This window comes from Limnohabitans sp. INBF002, assembly GCF_027924905.1.
Classification (GTDB): Bacteria; Pseudomonadota; Gammaproteobacteria; order Burkholderiales; family Burkholderiaceae_C; genus Limnohabitans.
Genome location: NZ_AP027055.1, coordinates 437,817 through 459,757 on the forward strand (window position 1 = coordinate 437,817; position 21,941 = coordinate 459,757).

The window sequence follows — 21,941 nt, forward strand, 5'->3', positions numbered from 1 at the left end:
ATTCAAGAATTTCTCTCAGGAGCTAAAGCACCATGTCTTTTTATACCTCTCTCACTGGTTTGAACGCCGCCACCGCACAGCTGGGCGTGACGTCCAACAACATTGCCAACGTGAGCACGACAGGCTTTAAGCGCAGCCGTACAGACTTTGGCGACATTTTTGCGACATCCCCTTTGCAAAAAGCATCGGCCACGATTGGTCAAGGTGTGTCGTTGAAGCGCGTGGTGCAAGAGTTTGGTCAGGGCAACATGATGTTCTCGTCCAACACCTTGGACTTGGCGATCAGTGGTGACGGTTTCTTCCCGCTCAAGTCGCAAGACGGTTTCCAAGACATCTTCACGCGTAACGGTGTGTTCATGATGAACGACCAATACAACGTGGTGAACTCAGCAGGTCAGCGTTTGATGGCGGCGTCAGTTGACTCGTCCGGCAAAGCGAACTTGGATGACATGAACGTGTTGACCATCCCGCAAAAAACCACCGGCATGGCCAAACAAACCAGCAAGGTGTCTTTGGGCTTGAACTTTCCTGCAGATGCCGAGGTGATTACCAAGGACTTCAACCGCAACGACCCCGACACCTACAACAAGAGCACCGCGCTGACCGTGTATGACGCGGGTGGTAACTCTTACTTGGCCTCCGTCTACTACGTGAAGACACAAAACGCGAGCCAAGAAACCCCCAACAACAAATGGCAAACCTATGTGTATGTCGGTGACAAGCTGGTCAACGCCTCGTTGCAGCAAGCCACCAACACCTTGGGTGAAGACATGTATGTCAACAAATACGGCGAACTCAAGGCCAAGAGCGACTTTAAGACGCCAGAAGAAATTGCTGAATTGAACAGCAGCTTCTCTAAGAAAACCATCAAGTTCTCGTTGGACAACTTGACCGACATTCGCACCTCGCAACCCGCTGCTGTGACAGCTGGCATTGCCACTGATTTGGGCACCGGCTCTAACGATGGCGTTGACTTTGCCAACTATTTGAATGTCAGCAAGTCTGACCTCTTGCGCCAACAGGGCAGCAGTGCGGTGACTTACCCCGTGGACTCAACCACGGTCGGTGCACGCGACATCACCTTCGGCCCTGCGGCTGCACGTGTGACGGTCAACATTCCTGCAAACGGCACCACTGCGCCCACGCTGGCTGAAGTGGTCACGGCCTTGAACAACAACTCTAGCTTTGCCTCCACCTACGTGGCGCAAGCTGCGTCACCCACGGGAACGATCAGCAGCGTGAACTTTGGCGCCGCCTCGACACCTACCAACCCATTCGCAAGCTTTGGCGTGAATGTGGGTGGTCAGCAGTTTGATTTGACGGGCTTGACCAGCACACTGACCTCTTCCACGTTTGCCGCTGAATTGCAAACCAAATTGCGTGCGGCAGATGGTGGCCGCTCTGATATTTCTGTGAGCTTGGCCTCTGGCTCCTTGGTCGTGACAGACGCTGCAAAGCGCAACATCACCGGCATGGAACTGACCAAAATCTCCACAGCAGCGACCGACGTGTCGGTGGGTTCAGAGCCTGTTTATGGCAACACAGTGCTCCGCATCACCGCGCTTGATCCCAATGTGACGGCCGCTGAAATCAACGACACCAGCACGGGTGTGGTGGTTCAACAAAACTCGGTCACCCTCACAGGCTCCAACCAAGCCACACCGTACACACGCGCCAAGGTGAGCTACACCTTTGCAGGTGCGCCCACCGTTTTCAAAGCCAGCTTTGGCCCCACCTCGGCACCCATCACAGTGGAAGGTACCAGCGGTACGGACTTGGCCGATAACTTGAACAAGAACGCCACCTTCTCTGCCGACTACGTGGCCAGCTACTCGGGAACTGCGCTGACCTTGACAGCCAAAGACCCCAGCAACGCCAACGCATCCTCTATTTCGGGTGCAGTGAAGCTGTACTCAAACACCGCAGCGGCGCCCACCACGTTCACTGAGATTAACAATCCCGGAACCACAGCAGGAACCAACAACCCTGTCTTGGCCAACGGCGTGGCATCCATTTTGGACACCACCAAGAAAAGCGTTGACGATCTGAAGAACCTCTTTTCGGTGAACATCGACAACGCGATTGACCCTGTGATCGTCGGCCTCGATCACCTGTTGGAGTCCATGAGCCATTTGTCTACATCGCAGAGCAAAAAGCTCTCCGGTGCTCAAATTGCGGATGAATTGACCAACGTCATCAGCCGTGCGTATGGCGATGAAAAACCATTCAACTTCTCCACCGTCGGCACGCCAACGTTTAAGTTGTCACTGACCAAATCCAACAAAACGGTGTTGCCAGATTTGCCGATCGACTTGTCTGGTTCTAAAGACATGCGCAGCGAAGATTTGGTGCGCGAAGTGCAGTCTCAAATTGACGGTAACTCGCAGTACAGCGGTTTGGTCGATGTGACTTACGACACGCAAGCCCAAAAACTGGTGTTCACACCCACCGACAACGCCAAGGTCACGGTGTCCAGCGAGCAGTCCGCCATGGACTTGAGCGACCCCTTGGTGCAAGGTGTCAACGATTCTTCTGTGGGCTTGACCTTGTCGCCTTCTGTGTCCACGTCGCCTTACCGTGCGTTGAACGAGCAGCGCTACGGCATGAAAGTCGAGTACGACTCGGTCAAACAAACCTTTGTGTTTAAGTCTGGCACCACGGGTGACAACTCTGGCATTGCGATCACCAACATTCGTCCTGGTAGTTTGGCAACCCAAACCTCCAAAGGCTTGGGCATGACCGGTGACCCTGCCAACTACACCGTGGCACCTTCGACCATTGATGCTTTGCGCGGTATCACCTCCAAGCCAGCCGTGTTGACAGGCAACCCCTTGGCTGTGAACGTGGACAACAACTTCTCTGTGGACAGCACCAACAACCAGTTCGTGGTGTCGGTCAATGGCATCACCGGCACGGTGGTGGTTCCGCCTAAAGATACCTACACCTTGGGCACCTTCATGGAAGCGCTGCAAAACGGTATCAACAACTTGCAGAGCCAGTCTAAAAACGGCCTGACGGCTGAGTCTGTCAACGGCGTCAAGGTCAGCTACAACAGCGCCTCTAGCTCTTTAGAGTTCACCACCGGCACGGCCTCCACTGACTCGTACATCAAAGTCACCGGCGATGCACGTTGGGGCTTGGACGGTTTGGACGCTCAGTTCGGCACGACCACCACGTGGATCAAGCCCACCGCGTTCAAAGACGAAAAAGGCGCCACGGTCTACATCGACGGCTTCGGTGCCGAGTCATCGACCGCTACTGGCTTTGACACCTTGCCAGCCTGGTCTCCTGTTTACTTTGACAAAGGCGAGCTGACATTTGACACCGCGGGTAACTTGGTGTCACCCAAGCAAGGCGCGCAGTTGGACACGGTGTACTTGCCAAACGGTAAGGGCGCTTTGACCATCAACATCGACTACTCCAAATCCACGCAGTTTGCGTCACCGTTCTCGGTGCTGTCGCAGTCGCAAGACGGCGCACCCGAAGGTGACTTGGTCGGTTTGGCGATTGCCGATGACGGCTTGGTTTCTGCCAGCTTCTCCAACGGCGCACAAAAGTCTTTGGGCAAAGTGGTGTTGGTCAACTTCTCTAACCCGTCTGGCTTGCGTCAGATCGGTGACACCAACTACTACAAGACGTCTGACTCAGGCACACCGAAATACGGTGAAGCCGGTTCGGCTGGTTTCGGTACGGTGCGCTCAGGCGCGACCGAACGTGCCAACGTGGACTTGACCCAAGAATTGGTGGACTTGATCACCGAGCAGCGTAACTTCCAAGCCAACGCCAAGGCCATGGAAACCAGCACCTCGATGACGCAAACCATCATTCAGATCCGTAACTAATCTGCCTGATTAAGAGACTGACATGGACCGTTTATCTTTCAACGCGATGGCCGCGATCAACGAAGACCGTTTGATCCGGCAGCAGTTGTCCAACGACATCGCCAACGTCACCACCGTCGGTTTCAAGCAAACCTTCGAAGCCACCATCCAACCGCACCAAGCGGTGGGTGAGGGCTTTGATTCACGCTTGCAGCCCCGTCTGTACACCACAGACCGCGTGCGCTTGGATGCCGGTCCTTTGATGGTCACAGGCCGTGACCTGGATGTCTCTTTGAACAACAAAACCGTCCTTGGCGTGACCGGCAATGACGGAAAACTGGCATTTACTCGCCGCGGTGACCTGCGCGTCAACCCCAACGGCGTGTTGGAAACCGGTTCGGGCCACATGGTGCAAAGCCAAGATGGCGGCCCCATCACCATTCCCGTGGGCTCACGCATCAACATCACCAAAACAGGCGAAATCTTCGCCTCAGACCCCACCCAGCAAGGCATTCCACAGGAACAGCTGGTGGGCAGCCTGATGCTGCGCGATGCCAGCACCACGAACTTGATCAAACGCGAAGACGGTTTGTTTCGGGTTGACGAAAAACCACTTGGCACGGACTTTGCAACTGGTCCTGAGCCAGTTTCTTTGACACCGCAGGCTTTAGAAGGCAGCAGTGTCAATCCAATGGCATCGATGGTGAAGCTGATTGAACAGAGCCGCTCGTTTGAGCACCAGGTTCGGTTGATCAAAGAAAGCAAATCCAACGATGAGTCGGGCGCCTCCATGATGAAGGTGTCCTGAATTTGACAGATTAAAGGGGGCTTAAAGCCATGGATGCATCATTGTGGGTAGCCAAAACCGGTCTTGACGCGCAGCAGACGCGCATGAACGTCATTTCGAACAACTTGGCCAACGTGAGCACGACTGGCTTTAAACGCGACCGTGCCGTTTTTGAAGACTTGCTCTATCAAAACGTCAAGCAACCCGGTGGTCAAACCACCAACAACACCTTGTCACCCACGGGCTTGATGCTCGGTACCGGTGTGAAGATCAATGCCACTGAAAAACTGCACTTGCAGGGCAACTTGATCAACACCCAATCGCCTTTGGACTTGGCGATCATGGGTGGTGGCATGTTCCAGATTCAAATGCCGGACGGCACCACGTCGTACAGCCGTGACGGTAACTTCAAGATCAGCAACACCGGCCAGATCGTGACAGCGTCTGGCTTTCCGCTGATTCCCAACATCACCATCCCCGAGAACGCAGCCAGCGTGACCTTTGGTCAAGACGGCACCGTGTCCGCCGAAATCGTGGCTGGTGGTGGCTCTCAGAACATTGGCCAAATTCAAATTGCGCGTTTTGTGAACCCAAGCGGCTTGAAGCCGATTGGCAACAACTTGTTTGAAGCCTCACAAGCCAGCGGTGTGGCCCAGGTGCTCACACCTGGCCTCAATGGCGCGGGCGCTTTGAAGCAAGGCTCGCTCGAAGCCTCTAACGTGAACGTGGTGGAAGAGATGGTCAACATGATCGAAACCCAGCGCGCTTACGAGATGAACTCCAAGTCCATCTCTGCCGTGGACGGCATGCTCAAGTTCTTGAACCAAAACATCTGATTGAGGTTCATCATGACAACATTGCGTGCTTTATCCGTCATCGGTCTCGTGGTTGCCTTGCAAGGCTGCGCCACCGAGCCCGTCGACATGGTGTTGCGACCTTCGCCTGAATTCCAACCGGTGTACCCGTTGGCCAGCGACCGGCAAAAAGTTGCCACCGGCGGCATTTACAGCAACCGGCAAAGTGATGCCTGGTTCGGCCGTGGCCGCAATTACCAGGTGGGCGACATCATCACCGTGTTGTTGAACGAATCCACACAAGCCGCACGCACACAAAACACAGACGTGAGCCGTGAGTCTAAAAACTCATTGCCCTCTGGCTTCAACACCAAGATTGGCAACATGTCGCCTTTCTTGAGCGGCATTGACGTCAACGCCAACAACAACAGCAGCAAAGGCGCAGGCAAAGCCGACCAACAAGCCTCGTTGTCCGGCTCAGTGGCTGTGACCGTGGTTGAAATTTTGGCCAACGGCAACTTGATGGTCCGTGGCGAGAAAAAACTAGGCCTCTCTGAAGGCACCGAAGTCATTCAAGTCTCAGGCGTGATTCGCCCTGAAGACGTGGGCCCCAACAGCACCGTGCAATCACGCCGTTTGGCCAATGCACAAATCGCCTACCGCGGTTCAGGTGACTTGGCCAATGCCACCAAAGCAGGCTGGGGTACCAGCTTGATGCACAAGTACTGGCCTTTCTAAGTATGAAAAACTTTTCCTCTTTCTTGCGCGTTTGCGTGACCAGCCTGTGCGTCTTGGCCACCGGTGCTGCACAAGCTGACCGCGTCAAAGACTTGGCCACGCTGGCTGCCCAACGCCCCAACCAATTGATTGGTTACGGTTTGGTGGTCGGCTTGCAAGGCACAGGCGATGACGCCTCGGTGCCGTTCACCACGCAAAGCATGAAAGCGATGCTCTCGCAAATGGGTGTGCGCATTGACGGTCCTTTGACCGACTTTGAAACAGCCGCCACTGCCGCGCGTGTGGACATCAAAAACACCGCCGCCGTGTTGGTGACGGCTGACTTGCCTGGTTTTTCCAAACCTGGTCAACGCATTGACATCAACGTGTCTGCGATTGGTAAAGCCTCTAGCTTGCGTGGCGGTAGCCTCATCATGACGGCCATGCGCGGTGTGGACGGCGAAATTTACGCTTTGGCACAAGGCGCTTTGACGGCCACAGGCATTGATGTCAGTGCCGCTGGCTCTAAGGTGCAAATTGGTGTGCCTACCTCAGCCCGTATTCCTGGCGGCGCGATTGTGGAGCGCATTGTGGACACGCCGTTCGAGTCTGCTGAAAACGTGATCTACAACATCCGTGAAAACGATTTCTCCACCACGACGGCCATCGTCAACGCGATCAATAAAAAATTTGGTGGCGATGTGGCACAAGCCATTGATGGTGTGTCGGTATCGGTACGAGCCCCCCAAAACTTGAACCAACGTGTCGCATTCATGAGCATGATCGAGGCCCTAGAGGTCACGCCCGGTGAGCCGCCTGCACGCGTGGTCATCAACTCACGCACAGGCACGGTGGTGATTAACCGCTCGGTGCGCGTCACGGCGGCAGCGGTGTCGCACGGCACCATCTCGGTGGCCATCACGGCGACCAACGAAGTGTCACAACCCAACATGCTCGCCGGTGGTCAAACCACCGAAGTGCAAAACGCCGACATCAAAGTGGCTGAGCCGAACAAGCCGATGTTCTTGTTCCAGCCCGGTGTGGAGCTGCGTCAAATTGTGGATGCGGTCAACCAAGTGGGCGCGACGCCCTCTGCTTTGATCGCCATTCTTGAAGCCTTGAAAAGCTCTGGCAGCCTGCGCGCCGAGCTGGTCATCATCTAAAGCGAGCACAGACATGAGCAGCCCCGTCGACACCTCAACGCCTAGGTCCTACACGGACTTCACAGGCCTGGGCGAGTTGCGCGGCAAAGCGCAGCAAGACCAAAACAGCGCGCTGAAAGAATCTTCACAGCAGTTTGAAGGCCTTTTCATCCAAATGATGTTGAAGTCCATGCGTGAGGCCAACGAGCCCATGAAGGACGAAGAAAACAAATCTCACGCCCTCGAAACCTTTGAAGGCATGTTTGACAAAGAAGTCTCTTTGCAAATGTCTAAGCGCGGCGCCTTGGGCGTGGCCGACTTCATGGAACGCGCCGTCAAGCAACAACAAGCACCAGCCCCCAGCACCGATGCGCTGCTGAAATCACGCAGCAAGGGCATGGCGCTGAACCCCAAACAACAGCCAATTCCGCTGCCCACTGCAGCAGAGTTGAGCAAAGGCTTTGCTTTGGAAAAAGCATTGCCTCTCAAGAGCTTGCAAGAGTTCAAGGCCCCTTTCTCTGGAGGCCGTAAATGAGTGACATGCTCGGCATCAGCAGCAATGCGATTGGTGCGTACCAACGTGCCCTGAGCACGGTTGCCAACAACATCTCGAACGTCAACACCGAAGGCTATTCACGCCAAGACGTGGTGCTCAAAGACTCTGCGCCCAAGAAATTGGCCAGCATGTATGTGGGTACGGGCGTCATGTTGCAAAACATCAAGCGCCAATACGACGCGTTTGCTGAATCGAATTTGCGCAACAGCACCAGCGACTTGGCTAGCCAAAAACCCATGGTCGATTACGCCAAACGCGTGATGGACATCATGGGTGACAAGAGCATTGGTTTGAGTTCTGCCTTCGATGATTTCTTTGCCGCTGCCGGTGCGCTGTCGGCCGATCCCGCATCAACAGTGCAGCGCACCAGTTTCTTGCGCAGCGCCGACGGTGTGGCTTCCCGCTTTGGTGAACTGAATACGCAGCTCGATTTGATTGCCACTGAAACCCGTCAAGGTGTTGAAAGTGTGGCCGCGCAGATCAACACACTGACCAGTCAGTTGGCATTGGTCAACCAAAGCTTGGCGAAATCACCCACGGTAGAAGGTCAGCCTGCTGAGCTGTTAGACCGTCGTGATTTGACTTTGCGTCAGCTGTCAGATTTGGTGCGCATTAAAACGACCTTCACAGCCAACGGTACGGTGAATGTCAGTTTGGGCACCACCATGACACAAGGCTTGGTGGTTAACGGCAACAAAGCCCGTCCCATTGGTATCGATAGCTCTGTTCAGGGAAAAATTGAACTGGTGCTCGACCCCTATGGCAACACCGAATCATTGGCCAGCGCAAGCGGCGGCCAGCTCGGCGGCTACCAAAGCTTCATCAGCCAAGTGCTGGAGCCCGCACAGAAAAACTTGTCGGCTTTGGCGCAAACTTTTGTGGCCGAAACTAACACCATTCAACGCAACGGCATCGATGGCTACGGCCAAATGGGTGCGGACTTGTTTGCGTTTGCTCCTGATGTGAGCATGCCTGCTGCAGCCATTCGTTTGGCTGTGAATGACGGCATGCGTGTTGCCACTGCTGCGCAGTTCCGTGTGGGTGAGGGCAGTACCAACATCACCACCACACGTGCCACGGTCAAGTTCACCGGCACAACACCTGCAACGCAGCTGAGCAATGCACAGTTGGTCAACAACCCCAACGCGTCTGCCGGTGTGACCTTTAAGGTTGACGGCGCACGTGTGTACACGCCCGTCACATCCTTGTCTGCCGGTGTCAAAGCTGCGTTCTATTTGGATGAAGCCGAACCAGGTCAACAGCTACAGGTCATGACGCGCGATGGCCGTCAGCTGCTAGGACAGGCTTTGACTGAAACTGAAAAGTTTCAACTCTTCACGCCTGAAAATGGATTTTCCGCAAACGCCAACTACAGCGATGCGTACCTCAACAAAACAGGGGCAGAGGCTTACCGTGGCTTAGACATGTTCTATGGCGCGAAAGCTGAAGTTCTTTATGGTCAGAACTTTGACCAATACGGTGCCGCGGGCACAGCCTTGCCTTTGGCTGCGTCGATGGAAACATCACGCATCTCGTCGAGCGATGCCAAGATTGCCGCTGGTGCGATCACCGTGAATGGCTTGGCGCTGTCAGCCTTCAATGCCAACACAGATTCGGAAATCATCATTTCTGGCGCCAAGGTCGGGACGACCGCAACGCCTTTCAGCTTTCAAGCAGTGGTGGGTGGTGAACTCATTTCGACCACCGTCTCATCTGCCAATACAGCTAGCCTGAGCCAGTTGGCCGCTGCATTGAATACCAACTTGCAATCGCAAGGACTCTTTGCCACGGTGATCAACAACAACTCTGACATCCGCATCACGGATGGCCGGGGGCGTGACATCAGTGGCGTTTCATTGAAACCGACATCCACCACTGCAGGTGCCTCCGCTGGTCATGTGCAGGTCTATTCGGCGGCCGTTCAGGTGGCCAATTGGATCAATGGCAGCTCTCAGGCCACGGTGCTCAACCCGATGTTTGGGGCGGGTAACAACCCTGGATTCTCCAAATTCCAAGCCACATTGGGCGGTGTGTCGTTTGAATTGACACCGACGACGGCCACCGACCTCAATAGCCTTGCTGCGGCACTGCAGCAACAGTTCAGAGACAAAGACAAAAGCACAGACATCAGCGTTGTGGTGGATGGCACACACTTGAAGATCACGGATAGTCAAGGGCGTTCATTTAAAAACTTTGCGCTTACCCCGGCAGATCCAGCATCGCTCGCTTCGGGTGGTCAAGTTGAAATTGCCAACAGCAATGTCTCCCAAACCAACGTGCGAGCTGAGGTGTTCTCAGAGGTGCGTGTGCCTGTGGGGCAATTGAATTTGAAGAAGCCGTTGACCATCAATGGTCAAGCCATCACAGATTACAAGACCGTCAATGAGTTGGTGGACAAGATCAACGCATCCAGTGCTGGTGTCACCGCTTCGATTGAAACCAACGGTGAATTTGTTTTGTCTGACCCCTTGGGCAGCCCGATTCGTATCAACGCCACAGCAGATGGCAATGCACTGAACATCCAGCCCACGACTTACAACGCACAAGTGCGCATGGTGCAAGTCGTGCGCGATATGCGCATTGCGGCAACTGACGTTGACTTTAAAAAGCCGCTGCAGCTCAACGGTGTGAACATTGGCGAAGTGGCCTACGACCTGCCAGTCACTCATTTGACTGACTACGAAATCAAGTTCGGCTCTCCGCTGCAATCTGTATCGGCAGCAACTCCTGCAGCTTTAGAAACAGCGCTCAATGCCAACACCGCTTTTGCTGCCTCGTACCAAGCCAAGGTCACAGGTCAGCGTTTGGTCATCACGCCTCAAAAAGGCGAGGTCAGCGATGCTGATTTAGACAACACGTTTTCAGTTAAGTCAGACAGCGAATTTTTGTCGCCCCAAACGGAAATCAAAACACTCAGCGCATTTGTCGATCGCATCAACTCTAAGAGCGCCAGTACCGGCGTTGTTGCTGAAATTGACTTGTACGGTGATTTGAAACTCAGCACCACAGATGAAAAAGGCACGCGCAGCATTTCTGTGGGCCCAGGCAAAGATGCGGCAGGCAACCAAACGCCAAACGCTTTGGGTCTTGACCCGATGGACTTTGATGTCACAGAGCGTCTGAAGCGTAAATTGTTAGACCCAGACTTCAATACAGACATTCGTGTGTCATTCGGCAGCTACGGTGACCCTGCGGAGTTTGGTGACCCAGCCGACCTCTCCAAGATGGGTTTGCGCACGGGCGCTTACCTTGAAGCCGGTTGCCCGGATGATTTGCTGTTGTTCTTGACAGGCAAGGGCTCCGCCAACGTGGCGGTTGGATTTGAAGGTCAACCCGACAACGTGCGCGACAGCTTGCGTGCCCAATCACTCACCATCAAGTTCACAGCCGCAGACCGTTACACCATCGTGGACGCAGCCACAGGGACCGAATTGGCGGATCGCCATTACGACCCCTCTGTGCTCGAGCCTGTGGTTGAGTTTCAAGGTTTGCAAATCAAGCTCAGCCACGCACCTGCTGTGGGCGACAGCTACAAGATTGATGGCAACTTTGATGGCCTGGGCAACAACGTCAACATGCTGGACATGGTGGACTTGAACAAAAAGCCCACCGCCAATGGCAAAACTATTGCCAACACCTACATCGACCAAATCAATAGCGTGGGTAACCTGGCTCAGCAAGCCATCATCACGCAAGAAGCGTTGACGGTGGTTAATGAACAGGCCGTTGCTTCACGCGACAAAGTGTCGGGCGTTAACTTAGACGATGAAGCCGCAGCGCTCATTCGTTACCAGCAGGCGTATCAGGCGTGCGCCAAAGCCCTGCAAGTGTCGGGTGAGTTGTTTGACTCCATCGTTCAAATCCGTTGATCAAGGTAAATCATTATGAAAATTTCTACTAGCCTTTACTTCGATCGCTCCACGCAACAACTGGGCAACGTGCAAGCCAAGCTCACCAAAGTGCAAGAGCAGTTGTCCACGGGTTTGCAAATTGTCAAACCCAGCGATGCACCCGACAAAGCCTCGTTAGTGACACGCCTTGAGTCTGAACTGGCACGCCAATCGGGTTACCAAGACACGCTGAAATCTGTCAACGTGCGCTTGAGTGCTGAAGAAACCGCCCTCAAAAACACCAGTGACGTGATGTACCGCGTCAAAGAGTTGGCGGTGCAAGCCGCCAACGACACCTTGGGTGCGCAAGACCGTCAAAGCATCGCACTGGAACTTGGCACGCTGCGCGATCAAATTTTGAGCATGGCCAACAGCCAAGACAGCAATGGCAACTATTTGTTCTCGGGTAGCCGTGCAGGCGAGCCCGCATTCAGCCAAAACAGCGATGGTCGTGTGGTGTACCAAGGCGACCATTCGCGCATGAAGGTGAACGTGGGCGACAACCGCCGCATGAACTTGAACCTGCCGGGTTCTGATGTCTTCACGCGCGTGGTGCGCGACGACGGCAAAGGCAACAAGGTGGGCGTTGACTTCTTTCAAGCTTTGGATGACCTCACGCAAGCAGTCAAGAGCGCAGATCGCACCAGTATTCAACGTGGCATTTCTGAAGTTGACACTTTACAAAATGGCATCAGCGAAGGCTTAGGTCAAATTGGTGCAGATTTGTCAGTTGCTGACATGCAAACCAATGTGCTGGACCAAGTGGTGTTGCGCTTGCAAACCACACGTTCAGACATTGAAGACTTGGATTACACCGAGGCCATCACGCGGATGAACAAAGACCAACTGGCTTTGGAGGCTGCTCAAAGTAGCTTTTCGAAAATTTCGCAAATGAGTTTGTTTAAATTTTTGAATTAATGACTCAAGTTTTTTGAGGAACAACCGATTGAGTAGATTCGGTAAGGAAAATTTCTAATGGCAACCACTGCAGTAAGTTCGACCAGTACAACAGCTGCAACTACTGCGGCAACGAACAAAGCGAATGCTCAAAAGATCATGACATCTTTAGGGGCAGGGTCAGGTGTCGATGTCACCTCGCTGGCGCAAAGTTTGGTGAATGCTGAGAAGTTGCCCAAAGAAACAGAGCTCAATACAAAGATCTCGAAAAATGATGCCCGTGTTTCGGGCTACTCTGCCGTGATGTTCATGATGACGGAGTTGAAGACATCTTTCACAGCCCTGAAAGACCGAAACAATTTCAATGCATTGGCTACTTCAAACTCCAATTCAAGCGCATTTGGGGTAACCACTAGCGAGGCCGCTGTTACAGGCAATCATGAGGTTGAAGTGTTGCGTCTTGCTAAGGCGCAACGTACGGTAAGCGGCGGTTTGGCCTCTGCCTCTGCGCTGTTGAATGGTGGTAAAGCGATGACGCTCTCGCTTAAGGTGGGTGATGCTTCTGCTGTGGCGCGGTCTATCACCACGCGACAGGGCGCAACTGCTGCGACCGAGGCTACTTCGGTGACATTTCAAAATCTGGCTGTAAATGAAACAGTCACTGTGGGAGGACTGAAATACACCGCCACGCAAGCGACAACGGCCGCTGATGTGGCCGCTGCTTTTGCCAATCCATCTTCTACCCCAGCAAATGGCAGCTTCAGTGGCAGCTTGACGGGGTTTGCTGCAGCATCTTCTGCCACTCCAGGCACTTTGATATTTACAAGTGATACGGCGAACGCGAATGTGACTGATTTGACGGTCTCTACGACGGCGACCACATCACCCATTCTCGCGACGAGCCAAGGTGCTGCTGCCACCACTGAGCGCACAACCGTCACATTCAAGGACATGGCCGCAGGTGAATCCATCACTGTTGGTGGGTTGAAATACACCTCGACAGGTGTGTCGACAGCGGCTCAGGTCGCTGCTGCATTCAGTGGTTTGCAGGCAGGTGCTACGACACCCAGTAATCCGTTAACAGGTACTTTCACGGGGGCTTTGACCGATTTCAATGCGGGCGTCACTGATAGTTCGGGGACTCTGTCATTTACCAGCACTACGGCCACCAGCAATGTGTCGGATTTAGCGGTGTTTGGATCAAGCGTCGATATTTCACTGGCGGCAGGCAAAGACACACCACAAGGTATTGTCGATGCCATTAACGCCAGCAAAGTGGGAGTTACCGCGCAGTTGGTGAACACAGGCGATGGCTCGGCCACGCCGTATCAGATTATCTTGAGCGGTCCTGTGGGGTTGGCTGGTGCGTTTTCTATCAACACGCAATATGGTGAGGGTACAGGTAGCCCAGGCTTGACCTTTCCATCGGGACATGCTGCTAACCAAGTTGCGACGGATGCCTTGGTCAAGGTCGATGGCATCAGTTACACGCGCTCTAGCAATACGCTGACAGACGTTGTGTCTGGTCTGACCTTAAATTTGAAAAGCACCACGACCAGCTCAGCTTCGCTTGATGTGACACGCGACAACGCGGTGCTTAAAGAAAAGTTTGCAGCACTGGTCACCGCTTATAACGATGCCGACAACATTTTGAACGAGGTGTCCAATCCCAAATCAACGTTGGATACCTACGGTGCAACCTTGGTGGGGGACAGCACGGTTCGCTCCCTGCGTCAGCAACTGCGCGGCATGGTCTCGGGTCTTTCCTCAACACCTGGCGAAAACATCAAGTCTTTCGCGCAAATGGGGATCAGCATTGACCAAAAAGGTGTCATGTCTCTGGACGACGCCAAGCTTGAAACTGCCTTGACCGACAACTACACAGATGTGGTCAAGTCCTTCACGGGCGGTTACAACAACTTGGGAACGTACAGCACCTTGTCTGCTGGCTTTGCGGGTGATGCAGTTAAGAAAATTACAAGCATCATCGGTAGCAAAGGTGCGCTCACCACCAATACTGCAACCGCGAACACTCAAAATACCAAATACAAAGCTGACTTAGAAAAGCTCAACACGCGCATGGATAGCTTGTTGGCCCGTTACACCAAGCAATTTGGCGTGATGGAGAGTTTGGTTGGTCAGGTCAATAGCCAGAAGACGAGCCTCAAGAGCAGTTTTGAAGGCTTGATGGCGATGTATACCAAAGCTTAATCTTTAGTAGACATTCAATCCGCGACCATTTATTTGCGTTTGATCGCTAAAGTTTTCGGCGCTCAAGCCGATCTACCACTTTAAGAAACCTGCATTCCTTGTGGGTACAGCCCTTTGGGGCGATCGAAAGGGTGGTGGATTATGTCTACAGGTCTTCAATCAATTAGTTCATCTTCGGCGCAAACTCGCCAAGTTTTGAGCGCGCTGGCTCCGTCTGCAGCTAAAGGTACTGCACCTGCGTCATCTGCTGCACCTGTCAGTCAAGTGGCCAAAGAAAACTTTGCCAAAAAAGCAGAAGTTGGCTCTGACTTGCAAAAATTGCATGAATCCATTCAGGCTTCTGTTGAACGCCTGAATGCCATGATGAAAGACAGCGGTCGCGACCTCAATATTGGTATCGACAAGGCCTTAGGCGGCCCCGTGGTGACGGTACGCAATGCTGAATCTGGTGAAGTGGTTCGTCAAATTCCCAATGAAGTGGTTGTCAAGATGGCGCACAGCATCGAAGCCTTCAAGGGCTGGCTGCACGATGGCAATGCTTGATGCATTAAATGCATCAAATTTCAAAAAAAACCTCAAGTAATTTCTGAACCAGTCGATTCACTGGTTATCAGGAAATCAAAAAGAACTTCTGACCTTTTTTCAACCCAATGTGATCTACCCCTTAGGAGAACATCATGACAGTCATTAATACAAACGTGAAGTCGCTCGTCGCTCAAGACGCGATTATGAAAAACAACCGTGCCTTGTCGACCTCGATGCAACGTCTGTCGACTGGCAGCCGCATCAATTCGGCCAAGGATGACGCTGCTGGCTTGGCCATCAGCACTCGTATGGACTCACAAGTTCGCGGCTTGAGCATGGCCATCCGCAACGCCAACGACGGCATCTCTTTGATGCAAACCGCTGAAGGTTCGATGGACGAAGTGACAGGTATCTTGCAACGCATGCGTGAGTTGTCTGTTCAGTCTGTGAACGGTACTAACAACGATTCAGATCGCGTAGCTTTGAATGATGAGATCACGCAACTCAAGTCTGAAATTGATCGTATTGCCACAACGACAGAGTTCAACAATCAGAAACTGTTAGACGGTTCTTTCAAAGACAAAAAACTACAAATTGGTGATAAGTCTTACCAAACAATGCAAGTTGACATTGGGTCTGTCAGCACCAAAGACTTGGGCATGGCATCGGGTTCCTTTGATGGCCAAACCTTGGTGGGTAACCGCGTAGCGTTGACAGCTTTTGATAAAGGTGATGTCATGATCAACGGCCAAGAATTGGCCAAGTTTGATCCAACAACGTCTAAGGATGATCTCGAAGATTTGATCCAAAACATCAACGAAAACGTTGACAACGTGACTGCTTCAGGCTTTAACACCGTGGTTGCCAAGCAGATAGGTACTGGTATCACGACCGACGGCCAGTTCAAAATTCAAGTGCAAGCTTTGGGTGCTAGTGCTGCTACGACATACAGCATCTCGGCATCAGAAAATATGCAAGAGTTGGTGGACAACATCAACAATGAAGCTGGTGCAGTAGTACAAGCTAGCATCAATGATCAAGGTAAGTTGGTCTTGAGCAACAACACAGGTGCAACCATTAAAGTTGCAGATGGTTCAGGCAGTGCGAACAGTTATGAAACTGCGTCCGGTTTCAATCATGGAGCTACAGCAGCTGCCTATTCGACTTTCACTGGTTTCCTGAAGTTAGATTCCGATGACGGCAACCCTATCCGTATTGAAGCAGGCAACCGTCAAGGCACTGCACCTGGTAGCTTGACTGATTTGGCAAGCTTGGGCTTCCGTGAGGTGAGCTCTAACTACAACAAGGCACAAGATGCTTACACCGTTACTGGTACAGCTTTGACTACAGCAGGTGTTACAACAGCCTGGGGTCAAACAGACATCAATATCAACGGCGTAGATATTTACGATGCAGATATCGCTACTACGACTTTCCAAGGTAAGTTGGATGCGATCAATAACTTCTCTGAACAAACTGGCGTGATTGCATACGCTCAGTTAGATAAAACATTTACTTTCACAGCAGGCAACCTCAAAGGGATGACTGCAGCTGACAAGATTTTGTTCAACGGTGTTGAAGTATTCTCTTCAACGGGTACTTCTACGACACTGTCGGCTCTTGCCACTGCGATCAACACCAAAACAGGCACAACAGGTATTACAGCTGAAGCAGATGGATTCAATTTGAGATTGACGGGCACCAATGTCCAATCGTTGAAAATTGACACGAGCAACACTGGTGGCACTTCTGCTCCAACCGTATTTGCCGATAACCAGCAAATTTTTGCATCCATCCGTCTTGATTCCGCAAATAATAGTCCTATTAGCATTCAGTTGGGTGATGATGCAACTGTCGCTGAGCACGGATTCCTCGAGCAAAACGTTGGAGCTGCTGACTATCAAGTAAACGCTGCAGCGTTGGGTGTGGGTAGCGGTCAAAGTTTGACAGGTTTGAATGTCAGCACCGCAAGTGCTGCTACTGCAGCCATCTCAACTATTGACAATGCCATCGAGAAAGTTAGCTCTATGCGCAGCAAGTTGGGTGCGATGGAAAACCGCCTCAACAGTACAGTCAATAACCTGAGCAACATCGTGACTAACACGCAAGCATCACGTAGCCGCATCCAGGATACTGACTACGCATCTGAAACCACAGCTTTGGCTAAGGCTCAGATCATCTCGCAAGCGGCAACAGCGATGTTGGCTCAGGCCAACCAGCAGCCACAAAGCGTGTTGTCTTTGCTCAAGTAAGCATATCGCTCAATCAAAAAAGCCGGGTTTATCCCGGCTTTTTTGTGTTCTAGGCAGGTTAAAGATCAGCGGCAATTTGAGGTAACACTGAGTCAATGATTTGCCCTACTTCTGGGCGATACAGCTTGACAGAATTGTTTGGATACCAAGGGTATTGAGTTTGACCTAGCAAGACCCACGGATGCCCATTTGGCAAAAATAAACTGAGTGGAATACCTACAGCCATCGAAAACTGCGCTACGGCTGTTCCTGCAGAAACCACATGATCCAAACTTCCAATTAAGGATGTCAAAGCGTCTAGATCGTTCATTAAATCAACGTCTTCCCAGCGATGAATCTTCATACCAAAAGCATCTTCTGCTGCAAAGAGTTCACGCTCACAGTCTCCGTACTGGAGGTTGACAAACTCAACTTCATTACGCATCTCAAAAATGGGTCCCCACGATGAGAGTGGCGTGTAGTGTTGGTTACGCTGAGCGTTCAACGTGCCGCTACGCCAACATATGCCAATCTTTGGTTTTCTCGAGTTGATTCGCGCTTGAAAATTTGCCACCTGATTTGAATCTGGCACCAAGTATGGCGATGCTTTGCTGAAGTCCTGAATAGTACGTCTGTAAATTCCAAGCAACGACCCTAATGGAATATGAAAGTCGTAGTCTTTTATGACAGGTAGACCATTAGGTGGGCTGTAAAACGCCTGCGTACGTACAACACATTTCGGAAAAGATCGTTGCAATGTCGTAACTAACCGAGGATCGCATTCAATGATTACATCGTTGTGATCTTCGAGTAAATCACGAAGTGTGGGCATGAACATGAGTTCATCGCCCAAACCTTGTTCACGCCAAACCATGAGTTTTTTCCCGGGTATGGGCTGGCCTTTCCACTGAGGTACCTCGAATTTTCTTTTCGGTGTTCGACTTTGCATATCAGTCATTACAAAGCCATGGTCGTAATAATCCCACGCCTTATCAAGTTGGCCGAGTTTCATATATTCGAAACTCATTCGGTATTTCAAATCAGATTGAGCGGGGCTGTCTTCAGGGCTTTTTTCTAAACATTCGTTATAGATCGCCAGGGCATTTTCGGGTTGGTTTATTTCTCCAAAAATATTGCCAATGTTCGATAGTGCGTTGATATTTTTTGGGTCCAGATCTAGCGCGGTTTGGAACGAGATCAGTGCATCCTGTCGCCTCCCCAAAGCCAGCATGACCGACCCCATATTTTGGTGAGCTTTTGAATCAAGTGGCTTCAATGACAATGCTTGCATGGCATAAAACGCAGCATCAGTGAATTGATTGTTTTTACCGGCAGCACAGCACAGATTGATCCATGCCTCATAGTCATCATTTTTTTTCCCAACGTACTTTTTGAAAAACTGAATGGCTAGGTCAAACATGCCTAATTGCATGTAAGTCACGCCGCAATAGTTCAAGATATTGATTTCTTCAGGGAAATCCTCATGAAGCTTATAAAAAATATCCGCAGCTTCATTGAGTTTTCCTTGGCCGTAATAGGTCACGCCTAACTCAATTCGTACCTCAGTTGATTTGGGTAGCTCTTTCAATAGCTTCAATAAGCTTTCAAGCGATTTTTGCAGACGGCCTGCCTTACGGTCTGTTCTTGCCTGAACAAAGCGCTTAGATTGAAGTTTGTTCATCACGTTTTAAACCGTTTGTGCGAGTTCTTGTAACTGCGCAACGCTTAGAAAATCTGGATTGGTTCCTGAGTCGTATGAGAAGTCAGCAGCGATTGGTTTCGCACCATGCTCGTTGATGTAGGCTGTCCGCTTTTCAGGCTGGCTTCCAGACAAGATGGCGTAGTATTCGCCAAGGTCAACTGTGTTTGGACTATCACTGAACGTGATCATTTCTTCGTGAATTTTTTCGCCAGGACGAATTCCAACAATCTCAAGTTTGCACTCAGGCGCTATGGCCTTCGCAACGTCTGTGATGCGATAAGACGGAATTTTTGGCACAAATATTTCACCGCCAAGTGCCTTTTCTAAAGCCCACAGCACCATCTCCACGCCGTCATGCAGGGAAATGTTGAAGCGTGTCATTTCAGGGTGAGTGATAGGAATAACACCTGTTTTTGCTTTTTCTTTAAAGAATGGAAATACTGAGCCACGAGATCCCATGACGTTGCCATATCTCACGACAGAGAAACGAAGATCACGAGTACCTTTGAAATTGTTAGCTGCAATAAATAATTTATCGCTGCAAAGCTTGGTTGCACCATACAAGTTGATAGGTGCTGCCGCCTTGTCTGTAGACAGTGCCACCACGCGGCGTACGTCATGATCTAAGCAGGCGTCAATGACGTTTTGTGCACCAAGCACGTTGGTTTTGATGAATTCAAATGGGTTGTATTCAGCTGCAGGTACTTGTTTGAGGGCGGCTGCATGCACAACTGTGTCAATACCTTCCATTGCGCGATAAAGACGTTCTTTGTCGCGCACATCGCCAATGAAGAAGCGAAGAGCTGGGTATAAGTGTGGAGGAAATTCCTGTGCCATTTCGAACTGCTTCAGCTCATCACGGCTATAAACAACCAGACGTTTAATCTTGGGGCAATGGTCAAGTACCGAGCGCACAAACGCTTTGCCAAATGATCCCGTACCTCCGGTGATGAGGATGGATTGATCGCAGATGTCTAGTTCTTTTTGCATAAGAGTGTCCAAAAATTGACAGGCTGAAGTAGCCAGTTAATAAGGAGCATTTCTCATGCCAGCTTAAATTTAAGCGATAGAGTCCCAATCTACGGGGGTTGCAGCCTGTATGGCTCGTGTCACTTTTTTGCCAATCACGGCATCTAGGTGCTTTGGCGCAAGGCCGTAGCCTGGTCGCACACTGCGCACATCTTGATGGCTGACCACATCGCCTGGCTTTAGGTCGTTGACAAAGTACAACGAGCGACGGAACTTTACATTGGCTTGCTCGCTGGACTTTCTACCGTAGTCCACCTTGCCTAGCGCGTGCCAAGCAGTTTTTGCACCCGCACAGAGTGCTTTCATGTCTTGTGGTTCTAAAGAGAAACTGTCGTCTGGTCCGCCACCCTTGCGGTCGAGGGTGAAGTGCTTTTCGATGATGGCGGCACCCAGCGCGACGCTGGTGATGGCGGTTGTATTGTCAAGTGTGTGGTCAGACAAACCCGTGACTAATCCAAAACGCTGAATCATGTCGGTGATGGTGTGTAGGTTGTAGTCTTCTGCAGGTGCTGGATAGCCACTAACGCAATGAAGAATGGCCAACTCTTTGCAGCCACCTGCACGAGCGGCATCAATGGCCTCTTGAATTTCTTCCGAATCAGCCATCCCCGTAGAGATGATCATGGGTTTGCCGGTGCTGGCCGCGTATTTGATGAGTGGTAAATCAATAGCTTCAAATGACGCAATTTTATAAGCCGGTGCATTCAAGTCTTCTAATAGATCAATGGCAGTGCGGTCAAATGGCGAGCTGAAAATGGTGATGCCGAGCTTGTTGGCATGGTCGAACAAGGGCTTATGCCATTCCCAAGGCATATGCGCTTCTTCGTACAAGTCGTAAAGCGTGCGTCCATTCCACAATCCACCATGAATTTTGAAATCATCTCTGTCGGATGGCAGTGTGATGGTGTCGGGTTTGTAGGTTTGCAATTTAACGGCATCTGCACCAGATTTTTTGGCTTCTTCGATGATGCGCAATGCAGTTTCAAGCTTACCGTTGTGATTAGCTGAAAGTTCGGCGATAATATAAGGTGGGTAATAAGGGCCGATTGGCCTTTTATTAATGGTGATCGGGTAAATCATGTTATTGATCGCCTTTTACTTTTAATTTAATTAGAATTTCTGACCTTTTTGCACGCCACTCTTCCAAGAGGATACTTAGCCTGATTATGTCAATAAATTTTTCTTCATAGAGATGATGAGATTTAAACACCCCCTCGATTTGGAAACCGAATTTATCGTGAAGATTTATTACAGATTTATTAAAATCAAGTACCTCACAATAAAGTTTTCTAAGTTGTAACTGATCGAATGCGTGATCAAGTGCCAGGAGCTCCATTCGTGAGCCGCAACCAACTGGTGCTTCTGGCGCAGCATAAAATGCCCACGCTGCATTCTTATTTAAATAATCTATCTGGCTAAATCCAACTACTCCATAAGGAGTCCCATCCTGCTCGTACATGAATTGTTTCTGATTTTTTTGATCCTTAATCTTATTCCACCAAGCTAAGTGCTCTTCATTAGAAATTTCATGCCGTGAGTACATATTAGCCTTTACAAAAGGTGAATTCCTCCAGGTTAATATTAATGAGAGTTCTTCATTTTTTATTTCACGCAAAATTCCAATTTTCTTCATGATTAT

At 51.2% G+C, this 21,941-nt stretch carries 15 protein-coding genes; 11 read left to right on the plus strand and 4 right to left on the minus strand.

Annotation, left to right across the window (positions count from 1 at the left end; genetic code table 11):
* Window positions 1–32: 32 nt before the first annotated feature.
* From QMG15_RS02260 to QMG15_RS02310, 11 genes are all read left to right on the plus strand, one after another.
* Entirely contained in the window at window positions 33–3,842 is a 3,810-nt protein-coding gene (locus tag QMG15_RS02260) for a flagellar hook-basal body complex protein (protein ID WP_281789288.1), read from the plus strand.
* Between the two features lie 22 nt (window positions 3,843–3,864).
* Entirely contained in the window at window positions 3,865–4,629 is a 765-nt protein-coding gene (locus QMG15_RS02265; RefSeq protein ID WP_108359709.1) for a flagellar basal body rod C-terminal domain-containing protein, read from the plus strand.
* A gap of 29 nt (window positions 4,630–4,658) precedes the next feature.
* Window positions 4,659–5,444 (plus strand): flagellar basal-body rod protein FlgG, encoded by a 786-nt coding sequence (gene flgG, locus QMG15_RS02270; protein ID WP_108359708.1) that lies wholly within the window; start codon window positions 4,659–4,661, stop codon window positions 5,442–5,444.
* A 12-nt stretch (window positions 5,445–5,456) separates the two neighbouring features.
* Complete coding sequence (locus QMG15_RS02275; protein WP_281789289.1) at window positions 5,457–6,140, plus strand: flagellar basal body L-ring protein FlgH; 684 nt, start codon at window positions 5,457–5,459, stop codon at window positions 6,138–6,140.
* Window positions 6,141–6,142: 2 nt separating this feature from the next.
* A complete protein-coding gene (locus tag QMG15_RS02280; RefSeq protein WP_108359706.1) occupies window positions 6,143–7,282 on the plus strand; it encodes a flagellar basal body P-ring protein FlgI in 1,140 nt (379 codons plus the stop codon).
* A gap of 13 nt (window positions 7,283–7,295) precedes the next feature.
* The gene (locus QMG15_RS02285) at window positions 7,296–7,796 is read left to right on the plus strand and encodes a rod-binding protein (protein WP_108359705.1); all 501 of its coding nucleotides are present in this window, start codon (window positions 7,296–7,298) and stop codon (window positions 7,794–7,796) included.
* Window positions 7,793–11,686: a flagellar hook-associated protein FlgK gene (gene flgK / locus QMG15_RS02290; protein ID WP_281789291.1), complete on the plus strand. Its 3,894-nt coding sequence runs from the start codon at window positions 7,793–7,795 to the stop codon at window positions 11,684–11,686. The genes QMG15_RS02285 and flgK overlap by 4 nt, the downstream gene beginning before the upstream one ends.
* 15 nt (window positions 11,687–11,701) lie before the next feature.
* Window positions 11,702–12,625, plus strand: a complete 924-nt coding sequence (flgL, locus tag QMG15_RS02295) for a flagellar hook-associated protein FlgL (RefSeq protein ID WP_281789292.1) — start codon at window positions 11,702–11,704, stop codon at window positions 12,623–12,625.
* A 57-nt stretch (window positions 12,626–12,682) separates the two neighbouring features.
* Window positions 12,683–14,815 (plus strand): flagellar filament capping protein FliD, encoded by a 2,133-nt coding sequence (gene fliD / locus QMG15_RS02300; protein WP_281789293.1) that lies wholly within the window; start codon window positions 12,683–12,685, stop codon window positions 14,813–14,815.
* Between the two features lie 141 nt (window positions 14,816–14,956).
* The gene (locus tag QMG15_RS02305) at window positions 14,957–15,358 is read left to right on the plus strand and encodes a flagellar protein FlaG (protein WP_281789295.1); all 402 of its coding nucleotides are present in this window, start codon (window positions 14,957–14,959) and stop codon (window positions 15,356–15,358) included.
* Window positions 15,359–15,492: 134 nt separating this feature from the next.
* Window positions 15,493–17,592, plus strand: coding sequence for a flagellin (locus tag QMG15_RS02310; RefSeq protein ID WP_281789296.1), 2,100 nt, complete (start codon window positions 15,493–15,495; stop codon window positions 17,590–17,592).
* 58 nt (window positions 17,593–17,650) lie between these two features.
* Here the strand turns inward: QMG15_RS02310 and QMG15_RS02315 are convergent, their stop codons facing one another.
* From QMG15_RS02315 to pseH, 4 genes are all read right to left on the minus strand, one after another.
* Window positions 17,651–19,252, minus strand: coding sequence for a tetratricopeptide repeat protein (locus QMG15_RS02315; protein WP_281789297.1), 1,602 nt, complete (start codon window positions 19,250–19,252; stop codon window positions 17,651–17,653).
* Window positions 19,253–19,258: 6 nt separating this feature from the next.
* Window positions 19,259–20,263 (minus strand): UDP-N-acetylglucosamine 4,6-dehydratase (inverting), encoded by a 1,005-nt coding sequence (pseB, locus tag QMG15_RS02320; RefSeq protein ID WP_281789298.1) that lies wholly within the window; start codon window positions 20,261–20,263, stop codon window positions 19,259–19,261.
* Window positions 20,264–20,332: 69 nt separating this feature from the next.
* On the minus strand, window positions 20,333–21,382 hold the full coding sequence (gene pseI, locus QMG15_RS02325; protein ID WP_281789299.1) for a pseudaminic acid synthase: 1,050 nt from the start codon (window positions 21,380–21,382) through the stop codon (window positions 20,333–20,335).
* 1 nt (window position 21,383) lies between these two features.
* Window positions 21,384–21,935, minus strand: a complete 552-nt coding sequence (gene pseH, locus QMG15_RS02330) for a UDP-4-amino-4,6-dideoxy-N-acetyl-beta-L-altrosamine N-acetyltransferase (protein WP_281789300.1) — start codon at window positions 21,933–21,935, stop codon at window positions 21,384–21,386.
* Window positions 21,936–21,941: the final 6 nt, after the last annotated feature.